Origin of the sequence: Mesorhizobium sp. BAC0120 (genome assembly GCF_033542235.1) — a bacterium.
GTDB lineage: Bacteria > Pseudomonadota > Alphaproteobacteria > Rhizobiales > Rhizobiaceae > JAWRCU01.
In genome coordinates, this window is record NZ_JAWRCU010000003.1 from 256,630 (window position 1) to 271,899 (window position 15,270).

General features: G+C 63.2%; 17 protein-coding genes. 8 read left to right on the forward strand and 9 right to left on the reverse strand.

The annotated features are described in order from the left end of the window. Positions 1 to 62: 62 nt before the first annotated feature. On the reverse strand, positions 63 to 257 hold the full coding sequence (locus SAZ10_RS08110; RefSeq protein ID WP_318608701.1) for a DUF1192 domain-containing protein: 195 nt from the start codon (positions 255 to 257) through the stop codon (positions 63 to 65). A 117-nt stretch (positions 258 to 374) separates the two neighbouring features. Between SAZ10_RS08110 and SAZ10_RS08115 the strand changes: the two genes are divergently transcribed. Continuing rightward, entirely contained in the window at positions 375 to 1,355 is a 981-nt protein-coding gene (locus SAZ10_RS08115) for an NAD(P)H-quinone oxidoreductase (protein ID WP_412535191.1), read from the forward strand. A 264-nt stretch (positions 1,356 to 1,619) separates the two neighbouring features. Next, on the forward strand, positions 1,620 to 2,051 hold the full coding sequence (locus SAZ10_RS08120) for a YciI family protein (protein ID WP_318608703.1): 432 nt from the start codon (positions 1,620 to 1,622) through the stop codon (positions 2,049 to 2,051). A gap of 411 nt (positions 2,052 to 2,462) precedes the next feature. Here the strand turns inward: SAZ10_RS08120 and pyk are convergent, their stop codons facing one another. Both pyk and SAZ10_RS08130 read right to left on the reverse strand, forming a co-directional pair. Beyond that, complete coding sequence (pyk, locus tag SAZ10_RS08125) at positions 2,463 to 3,899, reverse strand: pyruvate kinase (protein ID WP_318608704.1); 1,437 nt, start codon at positions 3,897 to 3,899, stop codon at positions 2,463 to 2,465. Beyond that, the gene (locus SAZ10_RS08130; RefSeq protein ID WP_318608705.1) at positions 3,896 to 4,384 is read right to left on the reverse strand and encodes a DUF1036 domain-containing protein; all 489 of its coding nucleotides are present in this window, start codon (positions 4,382 to 4,384) and stop codon (positions 3,896 to 3,898) included. Before SAZ10_RS08130 ends, pyk begins: the two co-directional genes overlap by 4 nt. A 237-nt stretch (positions 4,385 to 4,621) precedes the next feature. Here SAZ10_RS08130 and SAZ10_RS08135 point away from each other — a divergent pair, with 237 nt between their 5' ends. From SAZ10_RS08135 to SAZ10_RS08145, 3 genes are all read left to right on the forward strand, one after another. Continuing rightward, the gene (locus tag SAZ10_RS08135) at positions 4,622 to 5,419 is read left to right on the forward strand and encodes an N-formylglutamate amidohydrolase (protein ID WP_318608706.1); all 798 of its coding nucleotides are present in this window, start codon (positions 4,622 to 4,624) and stop codon (positions 5,417 to 5,419) included. Between the two features lie 11 nt (positions 5,420 to 5,430). Then, positions 5,431 to 5,733 carry a DUF1244 domain-containing protein gene (locus tag SAZ10_RS08140; protein ID WP_318608707.1) on the forward strand — a complete coding sequence of 101 codons (303 nt, stop codon included), beginning with the start codon at positions 5,431 to 5,433 and terminating at the stop codon, positions 5,731 to 5,733. A gap of 208 nt (positions 5,734 to 5,941) precedes the next feature. After that, positions 5,942 to 6,202 (forward strand): DUF2312 domain-containing protein, encoded by a 261-nt coding sequence (locus SAZ10_RS08145; protein WP_318608708.1) that lies wholly within the window; start codon positions 5,942 to 5,944, stop codon positions 6,200 to 6,202. Between the two features lie 59 nt (positions 6,203 to 6,261). Here the strand turns inward: SAZ10_RS08145 and SAZ10_RS08150 are convergent, their stop codons facing one another. The 6 genes from SAZ10_RS08150 to SAZ10_RS08175 form a co-directional block, all read right to left on the reverse strand. Continuing rightward, positions 6,262 to 7,017: an SDR family oxidoreductase gene (locus tag SAZ10_RS08150; RefSeq protein WP_318608709.1), complete on the reverse strand. Its 756-nt coding sequence runs from the start codon at positions 7,015 to 7,017 to the stop codon at positions 6,262 to 6,264. After that, on the reverse strand, positions 7,017 to 7,748 hold the full coding sequence (locus tag SAZ10_RS08155; protein WP_318608710.1) for an ATP-binding cassette domain-containing protein: 732 nt from the start codon (positions 7,746 to 7,748) through the stop codon (positions 7,017 to 7,019). Before SAZ10_RS08155 ends, SAZ10_RS08150 begins: the two co-directional genes overlap by 1 nt. 2 nt (positions 7,749 to 7,750) lie before the next feature. Then, positions 7,751 to 8,731, reverse strand: coding sequence for an ABC transporter permease (locus SAZ10_RS08160; RefSeq protein ID WP_318609115.1), 981 nt, complete (start codon positions 8,729 to 8,731; stop codon positions 7,751 to 7,753). A gap of 175 nt (positions 8,732 to 8,906) precedes the next feature. Further along, on the reverse strand, positions 8,907 to 9,890 hold the full coding sequence (locus tag SAZ10_RS08165) for a sugar ABC transporter substrate-binding protein (protein ID WP_412535179.1): 984 nt from the start codon (positions 9,888 to 9,890) through the stop codon (positions 8,907 to 8,909). A 24-nt stretch (positions 9,891 to 9,914) separates the two neighbouring features. Beyond that, the gene (locus tag SAZ10_RS08170; protein WP_318608711.1) at positions 9,915 to 11,117 is read right to left on the reverse strand and encodes a mandelate racemase/muconate lactonizing enzyme family protein; all 1,203 of its coding nucleotides are present in this window, start codon (positions 11,115 to 11,117) and stop codon (positions 9,915 to 9,917) included. Positions 11,118 to 11,143: 26 nt separating this feature from the next. After that, positions 11,144 to 11,884, reverse strand: coding sequence for a FadR/GntR family transcriptional regulator (locus SAZ10_RS08175; protein ID WP_318608712.1), 741 nt, complete (start codon positions 11,882 to 11,884; stop codon positions 11,144 to 11,146). 541 nt (positions 11,885 to 12,425) lie between these two features. Between SAZ10_RS08175 and modA the strand changes: the two genes are divergently transcribed. From modA to modC, 3 genes are all read left to right on the forward strand, one after another. After that, the gene (gene modA / locus SAZ10_RS08180; protein ID WP_318608713.1) at positions 12,426 to 13,229 is read left to right on the forward strand and encodes a molybdate ABC transporter substrate-binding protein; all 804 of its coding nucleotides are present in this window, start codon (positions 12,426 to 12,428) and stop codon (positions 13,227 to 13,229) included. A 16-nt stretch (positions 13,230 to 13,245) separates the two neighbouring features. Continuing rightward, positions 13,246 to 13,947, forward strand: coding sequence for a molybdate ABC transporter permease subunit (modB, locus tag SAZ10_RS08185; protein WP_318609117.1), 702 nt, complete (start codon positions 13,246 to 13,248; stop codon positions 13,945 to 13,947). Positions 13,948 to 14,022: 75 nt separating this feature from the next. Further along, on the forward strand, positions 14,023 to 15,153 hold the full coding sequence (gene modC / locus SAZ10_RS08190) for a molybdenum ABC transporter ATP-binding protein (RefSeq protein WP_318608714.1): 1,131 nt from the start codon (positions 14,023 to 14,025) through the stop codon (positions 15,151 to 15,153). Positions 15,154 to 15,270 lie beyond the last annotated feature (117 nt).

Sequence of the window (15,270 nt, forward strand, 5' to 3'; positions counted from 1 at the left end):
CGGATGCCGTTCAAGACAGGATTAATCGGGCGATTCGGCGGCGAGCATGTGCCGGCGTGCGACTAACTGCGCTTGAAAAGCGCCTCGGCGGCCGCTTTGGTCGAGCCCTTCGCGGAAAGCTCGGCTTCGAGCCGGGCGATCTCGGCCTGGAGCTGCCCGATGCGCTCCGTGAGTTCGCCTGCCGACAGTCGCGACAGATCCTCGCCAATCACATGGACCCTAACACGCTTGACGGGCTCGTCGTCGAAGATCGCCATAGACTCCTCCGTTTGCATGGTCACTCCATGACAGAATACATAGGAGGGCGGGTGGTGCAAATGCGGCGGGTCGAAGGAGAGGCAAACATGGCGAATTCCGGAAAGCTGCCGTTCAAGATGACGGCGATCGCAATCTCCGAGCCGGGCGGGCCGCGGGTGCTGAAGCCCGAGAAGCGTGACCTGCCGATATTGCGCGAGGGTGAGATTCTGATCAGGGTGCGTGCTGCCGGCGTCAACCGGCCTGACGTACAGCAGCGCAAGGGCGCCTACCCGCCGCCACCCGGAGCGTCGGACCTGCCCGGCCTGGAAGTGGCCGGCGAAATTGCCGCGATCGGCGAAGGAGCCAGGCGCTGGCGTCTCGGCGACGCGGTTTGCGCGCTCACCCCCGGCGGCGGTTATGCAGAGTATGTTCGCGTGCACGAAACCAACGCGCTGCCCGTCCCGGCCGGCTTCACCTTCAGCGAGGCGGCCGCCCTGCCCGAGACGTTCTTTACCGTCTGGCACAACGTGTTCGAACGAGGCGCGTTGAAGAAAGGCGAGACGCTGCTCGTGCATGGTGGGTCCTCCGGCATCGGCACGACCGCAATCCAGCTCGCCTCCGCCCTCGGCGCCCAAGTGGTGACCACCGCCGGCTCGCCTGAGAAATGCCAGGCCTGTCTGAAGCTCGGCGCCGCTCGCGCGGTCAACTACAGGGAAGAGGACTTTGTCGCGGCCACGAAAGAGGCGACGGGCGGCCGCGGTGCCGACGTCATCCTCGACATGGTGGGCGGTGACTATGTCAGCAGGAACTACGAGGCGGCCGCGGTTGAAGGCCGCATCGTCCAGATCGCCGTCCAGCGCGGCGCGGTCGGCAGCGCCGACTTCTCCAAGCTGATGGTGAAGCGCCTCGTCCATACCGGTTCCACGCTGAGGCCCCGCACGGTCGAGTTCAAAGCCGGCATCGCCGCCGCCCTCGAAGCCCAAGTGTGGCCGCTGCTCGCCGCTCGACGCATTCAGCCGGTCATGGACATGATCTTTCCGCTTACCGAAGCATGGCGCGCGCATGAGCGCATGGAAGAAGGCGAGCACATCGGCAAGATCGTGCTGGATGTGGCGTAAGGAGCGAGTAGCGAATAGGGAGTAGCGAATAGCGAATGCACGAATACTGAACAGTTCGGCAACCCGCTGATTGTAGGGAACCATTCGCTATTCCCTATTCGCTACTCGCTTCATCTGAACCTCAGGCCCTGACGAAAAAAATCTGTACCCAGCTGTCGAATCCCGTGACCGTCGCCCGACGTGTGGGTAGAGCGAGGGATCACCTCGGGATCAGAAAGCCCGGAGTGCCCGGCTCATGAAGGAAACCGAACGGAGAAAATCGATATGCGTTTCATGGTGATCGTGAAGGCCACGAAGGAAAGCGAGGCCGGGAAGATGCCGAGCACGGAGCTGCTCACCGCGATGGGCAAGTACAATGAGGAGCTCGTCAAGGCCGGCATCATGCTCGCCGGCGACGGCTTGCACCCCAGCTCGAAGGGCGCACGGGTGCGCTTCACCGGCGCGAAGCGCACGGTGATCGACGGGCCATTCGCCGAAACCAAGGAGCTGATCGCCGGGTTCTGGATCTGGCAGGTACGCTCGCTCGACGAGGCGATCGAATGGGTGAAGCGCTGCCCGAACCCGATGGAGAGCGAATCCGAGATCGAGATCCGCCAGATCTTCGAGGCTGAGGATTTCGGCGAAGCCTTCACGCCGGAGCTGCGCGAGCAGGAAGAGCGGCTCATAGCCGAGACGGAGAAGCTGCGGAAGGGTTAGCGCTGTAATTCGCTTAATGCGCCCTTCATCGCGAAGGCCCATTTTGCACCAGTGAGGCAATTGCCAACGGCCTCAAGATTGACCGTTGGCGCTGCCCCTCACCTGGCTGCCGCCATCCTCTCCCCGTAAACGGGGAGAGGCAGAACTGCCGCTTTGATTTCGCCAATCGCCAGCGTTGCAGAGAGGAAGCGCCTTCAAAAACGGCCGGCGTCCTTCTCCCCGTTTACGGGGAGAAGTGCCCGGCAGGGCGATGAGGGGCAGCGCCGACGGTTTTAAAGCTACCATCGGCGGTCTCAACCGCCATGCTGATCCCGCCCTCTCCCCATCTCACAGGATGGGGATGAAACGGCGTGTTGTCGCTATAGCGCGCCCGCGTCCGTTTCAGTCCAAATCGACCACGGCGCCACCAACTCAGCTATTACCGCCGCCCTCCAGGCCGACATAGGCGATGCGCAGCATGTTGGTCGAGCCGGGTGTTCGCAGCGGCACGCCGGCCGTGATGATGACGCGGTCACCTGGTTTGGCGAAACCTTCCTGAAAGGCGATGCGGCAGGCGCGATCGACCATGTCGTCGAGGTCAGTCGCGTCCGGGGTAACCACGCAGTGCGTCCCCCAGAGCAGCGACAGGCGGCGTGCGGTCGCGACGATCGGTGAGAGAGCGACAATGGGAACCTGCGGACGCTCGCGCGCGGCGCGCAGTCCGGTGGTGCCCGAGGCAGTATAGGTGACGATGGCCGACAGCTTCAGCGTCTCGGCGATTTCACGGGCCGCCAGCGAGATCGCGTCGGCGCCGGTCGCTTCAGGCTCCGAGCGCTGCGCGTTGATGATGCCGGCATAGGTCGGATCGCGTTCGATCCGCTCGGCAATCCGGTTCATCGTGGCGACTGCCTCGACGGGATATTGCCCGGCGGCCGACTCGGCCGACAGCATGATGGCGTCGGCGCCTTCGAACACCGCGGTCGCCACGTCCGAAACCTCTGCGCGGGTCGGAACCGGTGCGGAGATCATCGATTCCAGCATCTGCGTGGCCACGACGACGGGCTTGCCGGCGCGCCGCGCTGCACGGGTGATCTGCTTCTGAATCCCGGGCACGGCCTCGAGCGGCATCTCGACGCCGAGGTCCCCGCGCGCCACCATCAGCGCGTCCGACAGCTCGATGATTTCGGCAAGGCGGGCGACGGCCTGCGGCTTCTCGATCTTGGAAAGGATCAGTGCCCGGCCCCGCGCTACCTTCCGCGCTTCGGCAAGATCTTCCGGCCGCTGGATGAAGGAGAGCGCCACCCAGTCGACACCCGCGGCGAGCACCGCATCGAGATCCTTGCGGTCCTTTTCGGTGAGAGCGCCGACCGGCAGCTCGGTGTCCGGCAGGCTGACGCCCTTCTTGTCGGAAATTTTGTTGCCGGCAACGACCTTGCAGGTGATCGCCTTGCCATCGCTGGAGACCGCCTTGAGCTGCAGCTTGCCGTCGTCGATCAGGAGCCGGTCGCCGGCTTCGACCGAAGCGAGGATCTCCGGATGAGGCAGGTGAACGCGCGTCGAGTCGCCGGGAGCGGGATCGTCGTCGAGCGTGAATACCTGGCCGAGCTGAAGAGGCACAGCGCCTTCCGCGAACTTGCCGACACGCAGCTTCGGCCCTTGCAGATCGGCGAGGATGCCAATCGGCCGCCCGAGCTCTTCCTCGACCTCCCGAATGCGGCCGACCAGCGCCTCCATCGAGGGATGGTCGGTATGGCTCATATTGATGCGGAAGACGTCGGCGCCGGCCTGGAACAGCTTCCTTATCGTTGCCTTGTCGGATGAGGCCGGTCCGAGTGTGGCGAGGATCTTGACCTTGCGGCTGCGTCTCATTGCGTACCTGTGCCTGTGACGGCTGCCGAGCCGTCTGTCGCGGGTTCGTCGGTCAGTTGGACCATCCAGCTCGCCTGTTCACCCGTGTCGTATTCCTGGAAACCGGCTTTCTGGAAGCCGCGCGCGAAGCAGTCATTGACGCCGGCAATCTTGAACTCTTTTTCCGCCACGCACATGTTGATCGGACCATCCCAGCGCCCGCCCCGCTCGGCGTCTTCTGCATAAAGATAGTAATAGCGTGATGACAGCGGTCCCTCGATCAGCGTCTTGCAGGTCGAGCCGTCGATGTGCCACCAGCCCTCGGTCACCCAGCCTGTCTTGGCGCGATAGCCGATCGCCACGCCGACCAAGGTCTGTGTCGCATTGCATACGCGGAAATCGGCATGGGCAGGACTTGCGGAAACGGCGGAAAGCAAGGGTGCAGCGAGCATGAGCATAAGCGCCGCCGCGAAACGGCGTGAAGCGCGCCGTCCGGCGAGGTCCATCCTCATGCACTTGGAACGTGAAATCAGCATCGGTCGAAGCACCCTTTTCGGAAAAGTCCGAACGCATGTCAACGCGCACCCGCGACTGGCCCCAATCGATTTAGAGGAACACGGCGCATCGATCTGCTCTTCTCACGCGCATCCGCCAAAAGATTGGCCAAAGCGCGGCATTGCGCCACCGGTGCGTTCGTGGAATGACGAGACCTGAATCGTATCAGCCCCGCGAATCTATCCCGCATGACCCGAACGGCCGTCTTTCCACCATTCGAGATCGTCGACGGCGCCCGCGACCGAGGGCTCGTGCTGGTTGCCGACCACGCCAAGCGCGAGCTGCCGGAGGAGTATGGCGATCTCGGCCTCCCCTCCGAGGAATTTGAACGCCACATCGCCTATGACATCGGTGTCGAGAACGTGACGCGCCGGCTCGCCGCCTTGACCGGCGCGCCTGCGGTCATGGCCAATTTCTCGCGGCTCCTGATTGATCCCAATCGCGGCGAGGACGATCCGACGCTGATCCGTCAGCTCTATGATGGCACTGTCGTGGCGGGAAACTACCCACTCGCGGTCGAGGAGCGGGAACGACGGATAGAACGTTTCTATCGACCCTACCACGACGCCGTCGCGGCGATGATCGCTTCCGTTGCGTTGGCTTCCGGGCACGCGCCTTTGATCTTCTCGGTCCACTCCTTCACGCCGGTGATGCAGGGCCACGTGCGGCCATGGCATGTCGGTGTGCTCTGGGATCTGGACGACCGCGCTCCGCACCAGCTGATCGACATGTTGAGGATGGATGCCACCCTGACCGTCGGCGACAATGAGCCCTATGACGGCGCGTTGCGCGGCGACACGATGTATCGCCACGCGATCGTCAACGGCTTTGCGCATGCGCTGATCGAGATACGGCAGGACCTGATCGCCGACGAAGCCGGCGCGGGCGCCTGGGCCGACCGCCTCGCGCCGATCATTGACGCAATCAACCGGCGCCCCGATATTCACAAGGTGAAGCGATACGGCTCGCGTACAGGGCCGATGTGATGGAGGATGCCATGCGCAACCTGACCAAAGAGCAACGGCGCGATTTCGAGGCTCAAGCCTTCCGGACGCTCGTCGAGCACCTGCGCAAGCGCACGGACGTGCAGAACATCGACCTCATGAATCTCGCCGGCTTCTGCCGCAACTGCCTGTCGAACTGGTATCGCGACGCGGCCAACGCCGCCGGCGTCGATCTCGGCAAAGACGAATCCCGCGAGATCATTTACGGCATGCCTTATGCCGAGTGGCAGGCGAAGTACCAGATCGAGGCTTCGGACGCGAAGAAGGCGGAGTTCGAGAAGAAGCGGCCGGATTAGGGCAGTAGGGCAATAAGGCAGTAGGGCAATAGGGGAACAAAAAACGTGGCCGCTTCTCACGGGCTGCTGCCAGAAGATCGAGCGGGTCCCTAGCGCCGCCTCCCTATTGCCCTACTGCCTTCCCCCTTGACCCCTCCGCCCGGTTCGGGCATCGAACCCGCCGCACGACAGCCGCCCGAGTCGCGGCAGAGCTTTGGGGAGTTAAGGTATGGCCGACGAAATCAGCGAAACCAGCCAGACCGTTGCGGCCGGCCAGCTTCGCGCCTTCATCGAGCGCATCGAGCGCCTCGAGGAGGAAAAGAAGACAATCGCCGACGATATCAAGGACGTCTACGCCGAAGCGAAGGGCACCGGCTTCGATACGAAAGCGGTGCGCACGATCATCCGCCTGCGCAAGCAGGATCAGGCCGAGCGGCAGGAAGCGGAAGCGATTCTCGATCTCTACAAGGCAGCGCTGGGCATGGAGTAAGCCGCAGGGGAGGTGGAACCATCTCGGCGGGATAACCGATCCGGCTCCCCGGCTGTCCCTTACCAGCCACCGTCGACCGCGTAGTTCTGGCCGGTGATCATGCGCGATCTGTCCGAGGCGAGGAACAGCACGAGTTCGGCGACGTCCTCGGGTTGGATGCGCTGCTTGAGGCACTGGTTTTCGAGAATCCAGTCATTGTACTGCTGCAGTCGGTCGGCGAAGACACGGTTTTCCGCCTCCGAGACCACGGCGCCCGGCGAGACCGCATTGACGCGGATATTGAAGGGGCCGAGCTCGCGGGCGAGCGACTTGGTGAGGCCGAGCATGGCGCCCTTGCTCGCCACATAGGGGACGTATCCCTCCCAGCGGCCGTTGAGCGTGACCGAGCAGAAATTGATGATCCGGCCTTCGCGCTTGGCTTTCATTCCGGGCGCGACCGCACGGACCAGCGCGAAAGTCGCGGCGGCGTTGACGCGCAGCTGCTCCTCATATTCGTCGATCGAGAATTCCTCGAACGGCTTGTTGATGATCAGCGCCGCGTTGGAAACCAGCACGTCGATACCGCCGGCCTCGTCGGCGAGCGAGCGAACTGCAGCCTCGCTTGCCTTGAGATCGCTGAGATCCTGGCCGACGTAGCGAGCCTCGATCCCAAGCCGCTTCCCGACTTCTGAAGCCCGGCCCAGGCCGCGCTGGTCGCCCGGGCGGTCGAGCAGCACCAAGCGTGCACCCGCCCTTCCGAACGCCTCGGTCTGCGCGGTGCCGAGCGTGCCCAGCGCGCCGGTGATGAGGACGGTCTTTCCCGAAAACTCGGACATCAGAGATAGCCGTGCACTTCGTCGATCGAAGTGTCCTTGGTTGGCTTGTCGAAGACGATCTCGCCGCGCGCCATCGCAACGATGCGGTCGCAGCACTGGAAGACATGATGCATGTTGTGCGAGATGAATATTCCGGTGACGCCTTGCGCCTTGAGGCCGCGCACGAAGCCGATGACCTTGTTGGTCTCCTTCACCGAAAGGTGGTTCGTCGGCTCGTCGAGAATCATCACTTTCGACTTGAAGTGCATCGCACGCGCGATCGCCACACCTTGCCTCTGGCCGCCGGAAAGCTCGCCGACCAAGGCATCTGGCGAACGCAGATGCAGATCGACATCGGCGATCGCCTTGATGCTGTCCTGGCGCATGCGCTTCTGGTCGAGAATGCCTATGCCGAACAGCGAGGCCTTCACCGGCTCGCGCCCGATGAAGACGTTGCGGGCGATCGACATGGTGGGGACCATGGAATTGTACTGGTAGATCGTCTCTATGCCTCGATCCATTGCCTGGCGTGGGCCGGCGAAATGCACGGCCTGCCCTTCGAGCCTGATCTCGCCGCCGTCCGGCTTCTGGGTGCCGGAAAGTATGTTGATCAGCGTCGATTTGCCGGCGCCGTTGTCGCCGACGAGGCCAAGCGCCTCGTTCGGATAGATGTCCAGCGAAACACTCTTCAGCGCGTGAACGCCCGAGTACCATTTCTGCAGGTTTCTGATCTCGATGATCGGCGCGGTCATGGTCAGGTCTCCAGCTTGATCGCGCGGGCGCGTTTGCGCAGCCACGCATTCACCACCACCGCGAAGATCGTCAGCAGCCCGATCGCCATCTTGAACCAGTTGGCATCGACCTGTGAGAGAACGAGCCCGTTGTCGATCACGCGGATCAGGGCCGCACCCACGATGCCGCCGGCAATCGTGCCGATGCCGCCCGCAAGCGACGCCCCACCGATCACCGCGGCCGCCACGGCCTGCAGTTCGAGCCCCTCGCCGATCGAGGGCAACGGCGCCCCGAGCCGCATGACCTGAATGGTCCCGGCAAAGCCGGCAAGCAGCGAACAGATCATGAAGCAGGCGATCTTCACGCGCGCCGTCGGGATGCCCATCGACTGTGCCGCCGGAAGGAAACCGCCGGTCGCCCGCACCCAGTTGCCGAAATTGGTGCGGGACAGAAGCACCGACACGAGGATGGCAACGGCAAGAAACCAGAAGAACGACATGCGGAACAGTTCGCCAGGCCCGACATAAATGGTGAAGAGCCATTTCGGCAGCGCGTTGGCCGGGATGAGCGGAGGAAAGCCGCCGGAGATCACCACAGTCGCCGAGCGGGCGACGAACAGCATGCCGAGCGTGGTGATGAAGCTCGGTATCGCGAAGCGGATCGTGACCAGGCCGTTGATGAAGCCGATCAGCGCCGCCACGGCGAGGCCCGCCGCAAAGGCCGGAGCAAAGGACACTCCTGCCGCCAGCAACACCGCCATCGTCATCGGCGTCAGCGCGAACACCGAGCCCACGGAGAGGTCGAACTCGCCGCAGATCATCAAGAGCGTCACGCCGATCGCCACCAGCCCCATCTCCGGCAGAAGGCCGAGCATGCCGCGCAGGTTCTGCGCGCCCAGAAAGACGCCGTTCGACCGGATCTGGAAGACGACGAGCAGGAGAACCAGGAACACGACTGCCGCGAGTTCCGGCTTCTCCAGGTAGATTTTCATCAAACGCTTTATCGAAAAACGCTTCATCGAAAGCTCCGGCCATGGGTGCCGGGCCGCAGCGAACCTCGCGCCGCGGCCCTCAGAACATAATCCCGAAACTTGCAGAGTTTTCGGACAGGATCATGCTGCAAGGAAAGAGCTAGAGCCGGATGAATGAGTTCAATTCATCCTGCTCTAGACGCAATGTTTAGCGGACGCCCTGTTTGGCCAGTTCCATCAGCTTCGGCACGTCTTCCTTCACGATGATACCCTTGCCGGTGTCGATGTCGGCCGGCGCCAGTCCGAAGTTCTTGGCGAGATAGGCTTGCATCACAGGCATGAAGCCCTGCATGTAGGGCTGCTGGTCGACCTGCACCTGGATGTAGCCGGCCTCCATCTGCTGCAGAACCTCGGCGACGATGTCGAAGCCGCCCATGAGCACCTTGCCGGGCGGTACGCCGCGGTCGACCAGCGCCTGCGCGACATAGGCGTGCCACAGCCCCGTATCGAAATAGACCGTGGTGTCGGGGTTTGCCGACAGGTACGCGCCGACGCGATCGGCAACAACCGCCCCATCCGTGCCGGTGTCGAGCCGCTCGATCACCACCTCTCGGCTGGGATTGGCCGCCTTGAATTCCTCCAGGAACTTCTTGACCCCGGCCGCGCGCTGCTCGGACCAGTTCTGGCCGGGCGCGGAGACGCCGATCAGCGCCTTGATCTTGCCTTCCTTCGGGAAGAACTCCGACATCTTCTTGCCAAGCGCATAGCCGGCGGGGATGAAGCCCTGTCCAATGAAGGCCTGACGGGCATTGCCTGCCGCGCCTTCGGTGTCGTCGACGTTGGCCGCGATGACGATGACACCTTGAGCACGGGCGTCGGCGATGATCGAGTCGAAGGCGTTATTGTCGACGATTGAGGTGATCAGCGCGTCCGGCTTGCTCGACAATGCCGCCTGCATGTTCGCCGACTGCTGTTCGATCGAGCCTTCCGTCTGCGTGAAGATCATCTGGCAGTTTGCCTGGATCTTTGCGCAGGCATCATCGAACCCTTTCTTGACCGCCTGCCAGAACGGGTTGGAGGCGGAAGAATGGTGCGTGAAGACGATGTTCAGGGGTTGTTGCTGCGCGCTGGCGGCAGAGCTGCCCGCGGCGAGCGCAGTGCCTAGCAAAAGGATGGCAGTCAATCGTTTCATGGTACTCCTCCCAGTTGGATTGCTTCAGATGCTTGCAGCGTCCGACACGCGGCGCGTGACCGTGAACCGCTGGTCGAGATCGGGGCTGAGCTCGAGGCCGAGCCCGGGACCGGGCGGCACGGTGATCATGCCTCCGGTCACTTCGGGAACCGCGGTGACCAGGTCGCGGTACCAGGTGCGATAGAAGGCGCGGACGCTCTCCTGGATCAGCGCGTTCGGAGCGTTCAGCGACAAATGGGTCGACGCGGCGAGAACGACCGGTCCAGTGCAGTCGTGCGGGGCGACGGGCAAATGCCAGGCTTCGGCCATCGTAGCGATCTTCTTGCCCTCCGAGATGCCGCCGCACCACGACAGGTCGAGCATGACGACGCCGGCCGCGCCGGTCTCGAGGAGGTCGCGGAAGCGCCAGCGTGTTGCAAGCGTTTCCGACGCGCATACCGGCGCCATGGAAGCCTCGCTGTAACGCTTGAGATCGGCAAGCGAATCCATCTTGATGGGGTCCTCGTGCCAGAACGTAGCGAAAGGCGCGAGCGCACGCGCGATCTGCATGGCCGGCAGGAGCTGCCACATCGAGTGGAACTCGACCATGATATCCATCCTGTCGCCCACCCGTTTGCGGATCTTCTCGAAAGGCAAGAGCGCGGCCTTGAGATCGCCAGTGCCGATGTAGTTGCCCACCGACTTCTCCGCGGCGACGTCGAACGGCCAGATCTTCATCGCCGTAATGCCTTCGTCGAGGAGCTCCTCGGCAAGCTCGTCCGCGCGGTTCAGGAAGGCGTCGAGATCGGCATACTGGCCGCGTCCCTGTTCGAGGCCGTAATTGGCAACGGCCTGCCCGCCCTCCTGCATGTAGGCGGTGCCGGCGCAGGTGTTGTAGGTGCGGATCGCATCGCGGGTGAAACCGCCGAGCAACTGCGCGATCGGCTGGCCCGTCAGCTTGCCGAAAAGGTCCCATAGCGCGATATCCACCGCCGAATTGCCCCGCATTTCGACGCCGGTCGAGGCGAACCCCAGATATCCTGTGAGGCTCTTCGAGATTTTGTCGATAGCCAAGGCATCCTGGCCGACGAGCAGCGGGGCCGCGGTTTCGTGCAGGTAGGCTTCGACTGCTTTCGCGCCATAGAAGGTCTCTCCGAGGCCGATCAGGCCGGCATCCGTGTGGAGGCGCACCCAGCATAGATTGGCGTGCTCGTCGATCCGGATCGTTTCGAGTTTGGTGATCTTCACTTGCGGGTCCCGGGAGAGAGGATTGATCAGTTGATGCCGCCGGCGAGCAGCACTTTGACGGTGTTGTCGAAATGCGCCGCCATTTGTATCTCGGCCTCGGCGCGGTCGCCTCCTTCGATCGCGGCGGCAATGGCCTCGTGGCAGGTGATGCTTTCGTAGCGCTGCCCGTCGGTCTCCCGCGCCGCCCAGCCGATCTTCCAGGTCTGCCGCGTCATGACATGGAAGGATCCGACCATCAGGGCGAACATCGGGTTGCGGGAGGCCCGCGCGATTGCCTCGTGGAAGGCTATGTCGTGCTCCATGACCTTATCGGCCTCCAGGAAATCGGCGCGCATGGCGGCTGCGAGCGCCGCGATCTCGCGCGCTTCCTTTTCGCTGCGCCTGAGAGCTGCCAGCCCGACTGTGCGCATCTCGATCGTGCGGCGCACGTCCAATATCTGCTGGATCGAGACCTGCGCAGTCTGCACGCCGTGATCGATGACGAGCGCGAGCACTTCATGGTCGACGGCCGAAACACGTGCCCGCCTGCCATTGCCGACATCGATCAGCTTCAGCGCCGCCATCGATCGATAAGCTTCCCTCACCACGGCTCGCGACACCCCAAGCTGCTCGCCGATAGCGGATTCGCTGGGCAGCGGATCTCCAATCCGCAACCCTTCCGATCGGATCAAGGTGCGTATGCCGTGGATGACCCTGGAGACGAGGCTGCTCTGCGCCTGCTCTTCTTCGGCGGACTCCAGTGGTCGGAGATGGGATGGGTTCGCCATTGACCTGTCAGATAGGTTTTCCTTTCTGAGCAAAAAGCATTGGGTCGACCTATTGTCAATGGCACCGAATGCGCCTTGGATTTTTTTCGCCGGAATCGGTCACCTTTTGAAACTTGGACCGTTGGCGCCGCCCCTCACCTGCCTGCCGGCATCCTCTCCCCGCAAACGGGGAGAGGCAGGACTGCCGCTTTGATTTCGCCAATCATCAGCGTTGCAGAAGAAGCGCCATCAAATCGGCCAGCGTCCTTCTCCCCGTTCCGAGCTTGTCGAGGAAACGGAAGAAGTGCCGTCTGTCGACAAGCTCAGGAGGGCGATGAGGGGCAGCGTCAACGGTCATTGATGAGGTTTCGTTATATTCTGATGCACAAGGCGACAAACTTCGTTGCGCGAAACTCAGCTCGCACCGGTAAAGCGCGCCGTCTTCTTCCATCTTGCAAGTGACGCCATTGTTATGTTTGACTGAATATATCGGTCCAGCGTATTGGGCATGCTGCCGGCCGCACGAGGCTCGGATCGCAGCTTTTCATACCGGAGTTTCATCATGCTGACACGGAGAGGATTTGCGGCGAGGCTTGCCGCGGCTATGGCCGGCCTTGCGGCCCTCATGGCATTCACGATGCCGAGCGCCGAGGCGCAGGAGAAGGTCACGGTCTTTGCCGCGGCGAGCCTGAAAGACGCGCTCGACAACGTCAACGCCGCCTGGAAGGCCGACACCGGCAAGGAAGCCGCTATCTCCTACGCGGCGAGCTCCGCCCTCGCCAAGCAGATCGAGCAAGGCGCGCCCGCCGACATCTTCGTCTCGGCCGATCTCGACTGGATGAAATATCTCTCCGACAAGCAGCTGACGAAGAAGGACACCGAGCTGCGGCTGCTCGGCAACCGGATCGTTCTCATCGCGCCCAAGGATGCGACGGCTGAGGCAAACATCGCTCCGAATTTCGATCTCGCCGGACTGGTCGGCAACGGCAAGCTTGCCATGGCCGACGTCAAGGCTGTGCCTGCTGGCAAATACGGCAAGGCGGCGCTTGAGAAGCTCAGCGTCTGGCCCTCCGTCGAAGGCAAGGTGGCGCAGGCCGAGAATGTGCGCGCGGCATTGAAGCTGGTCGCGACCGGCGAGGCTGCGCTGGGCATCGTCTATGCGACAGATGCGGTTGCCGAGCCGGGCGTCAAGGTGATCGGCACTTTTCCGGAAGACACGCACCCGGCGATCGTCTATCCCATCGCCCTGACGGCGGATTCGAAGAACCCTGACGCGGCCGATTTCCTCAGATATGTCCAGTCGGCCAAGGCGAAGGGCCTCTTCGAGGCACAGGGCTTCACCTTCATCGCGCCGCCTTCGAACTGAGGATGCTTGCTGATTGATGGACTGGCTGGGCCTCACTCCCGACGAATGGAATGCGGTCCGGCTCTCCATCAAGGTCGCCACATGGGCCATGGCAGGCAGCCTGCCGGCGGGCATCCTCATAGCGCTGCTGCTGGCCCGTGGTCGGTTCTGGGGTAAATCCATCCTCAACGGCATCGTCCACCTGCCGCTGGTCCTGCCGCCGGTCGTCACCGGTTATTTGTTGCTCCTCAGCTTCGGGCGACGCGGGCCGATCGGTGCTTTCCTCGCCGACAATTTCGGGATCGTCTTCTCATTCCGCTGGACCGGCGCCGCACTTGCCTGCGGCGTGATGGGCTTTCCGCTGATGGTGCGTGCCATCAGGCTGTCGATCGAGGCGGTCGACAGCAAGCTTGAGGCAGCGGCGGCGACCCTCGGCGCCAACCGGCTCTGGGTGTTCGCCACCATCACCTTGCCGCTCGCGCTGCCGGGCGTGATCGCCGGCATGATTCTGTCATTCGCCAAGGCGATGGGCGAGTTCGGCGCCACCATCACCTTTGTCTCCAATATTCCCGGCGAGACGCAGACGCTGCCGTCCCTGATCTACACCTTCACCCAGGTACCGGGCGGCGACGCCGGGGCGCTGAGGCTGACCTTGATCTCTGTCGCCGTCTCGATGGTGGCGCTCGTCGCCTCCGAGGCGTTGGCGCGGCGGCTCGGACGCCAGGTGCATGTCGAATGACGCTAGAGCATGATCCCGAAAAGTTGCAGACTTTTCGGGCAAGATCATGCTGCAAAAACAAGGAGCTGGAGCAGGATGAATGACTCTGCTTCAATTCATCCTGCTCTAGCCGTCGATATTCGTCACCGACTCGGCGGCTTCAGGCTCGACACGGCCTTCGAGAGCAGCGGACACCTCACCGCACTGTTCGGACCCTCGGGCTCGGGCAAGACCTCGCTCGTCAACATCATCGCCGGATTGATACGCCCTGAAGAGGGCCGCATCATCGTCGATGGCCGCACGCTCGTCGACACCTCACGCGGCAAGTTCGTGCCCAAGCATCGGCGCCGTATCGGCTATGTCTTCCAGGACGCGCGGCTCTTTCCGCATATGACCGTGCGGCAGAACCTCGCCTATGGCCGCTTCTTTGCGCCGAGATCCGAGCGTTATGTCGAGGAGAAGACCGTGATCGACCTGCTCGGCATCGGCGGCCTGCTGGAGCGCAGGCCGGAAGGGCTCTCGGGCGGCGAGAAGCAGCGCGTGGCGATCGGCCGGGCACTGATCGCAAGCCCGCGGCTGATCCTGATGGACGAGCCGCTCGCCTCTCTCGACGAGCCGCGCAAGGCCGAGATCCTGCCCTATATCGAGCGGCTCCGCGATGAGACCAAGGTACCGATCGTCTATGTCAGCCACTCGGTCGCCGAGGTCGCGCAACTCGCCACCGACGTGGTGCTGCTTTCGGCAGGAAAGATCGCGGCTTCCGGCCCTGCAGCCGAGGTCCTGCAGCGGCTCGACCTTCTCCCGGACGAGGAGATCGGCGAGGGCGGCGCCCTGCTCGACATGGCCCTCGACCGGCATGACGATAAATTCGGCATGACCGTCCTCGTCTCGGCCGCCGGCGAGATCCGAGTGCCGAAGATCGACGCCCCGCCCGGCGCGCGGGTGAGACTGCGCATCCGTGCCCGCGATGTGATGGTCGCGACCGCCAAGCCGCATGGGCTGAGTGCGCTCAACGTGCTCGCCGGACGCATCTCCAGCCTGACTTCGGGCGCCGGGCCGCTGGTCGACGTGACAATCGACTGCAACGGCGTGCCCGTGCTCGCTCGCCTGACGAGGCAATCCACCCATACGCTCGGGCTGAAACTCGGCCAGCAGGTCTTTGCCGTGGTCAAGACCCTCAGCTTCGACCGGGCGAGCACCACGCGCTCGATCAGGATCGATGCGTGAATCTGTATCCTATGACAATGAGCGACTCTGATAAGCTCGGGGCCGATTAGAGCATGGGACCGAACCGAAGGACCGCGTCAGCGAAAATCGCGAAGCGGTTTTCGGATAGATCCAATG

Bases quoted from the DNA above. Each gene is read 5' to 3' on its own strand.
- SAZ10_RS08140 (WP_318608707.1), top strand. From the start codon at position 5,431: ATGCGCAACCTGACCAAAGAGCAACGGCGCGATTTCGAGGCTCAAGCC.
- SAZ10_RS08135 (WP_318608706.1), top strand. From the start codon at position 4,622: ATGACCCGAACGGCCGTCTTTCCACCATTCGAGATCGTCGACGGCGCC.
- SAZ10_RS08145 (WP_318608708.1), top strand. From the start codon at position 5,942: ATGGCCGACGAAATCAGCGAAACCAGCCAGACCGTTGCGGCCGGCCAG.
- SAZ10_RS08150 (WP_318608709.1), bottom strand. From the start codon at position 7,017: ATGTCCGAGTTTTCGGGAAAGACCGTCCTCATCACCGGCGCGCTGGGC.
- SAZ10_RS08155 (WP_318608710.1), bottom strand. From the start codon at position 7,748: ATGACCGCGCCGATCATCGAGATCAGAAACCTGCAGAAATGGTACTCG.
- SAZ10_RS08175 (WP_318608712.1), bottom strand. From the start codon at position 11,884: ATGGCGAACCCATCCCATCTCCGACCACTGGAGTCCGCCGAAGAAGAG.
- modB (WP_318609117.1), top strand. From the start codon at position 13,246: ATGGACTGGCTGGGCCTCACTCCCGACGAATGGAATGCGGTCCGGCTC.
- modC (WP_318608714.1), top strand. From the start codon at position 14,023: ATGAATGACTCTGCTTCAATTCATCCTGCTCTAGCCGTCGATATTCGT.
- pyk (WP_318608704.1), bottom strand. From the start codon at position 3,899: ATGAGACGCAGCCGCAAGGTCAAGATCCTCGCCACACTCGGACCGGCC.
- SAZ10_RS08165 (WP_412535179.1), bottom strand. From the start codon at position 9,890: ATGAAACGATTGACTGCCATCCTTTTGCTAGGCACTGCGCTCGCCGCG.
- SAZ10_RS08130 (WP_318608705.1), bottom strand. From the start codon at position 4,384: ATGGACCTCGCCGGACGGCGCGCTTCACGCCGTTTCGCGGCGGCGCTT.
- SAZ10_RS08110 (WP_318608701.1), bottom strand. From the start codon at position 257: ATGGCGATCTTCGACGACGAGCCCGTCAAGCGTGTTAGGGTCCATGTG.
- SAZ10_RS08115 (WP_412535191.1), top strand. From the start codon at position 375: ATGACGGCGATCGCAATCTCCGAGCCGGGCGGGCCGCGGGTGCTGAAG.
- modA (WP_318608713.1), top strand. From the start codon at position 12,426: ATGCTGACACGGAGAGGATTTGCGGCGAGGCTTGCCGCGGCTATGGCC.
- SAZ10_RS08120 (WP_318608703.1), top strand. From the start codon at position 1,620: ATGCGTTTCATGGTGATCGTGAAGGCCACGAAGGAAAGCGAGGCCGGG.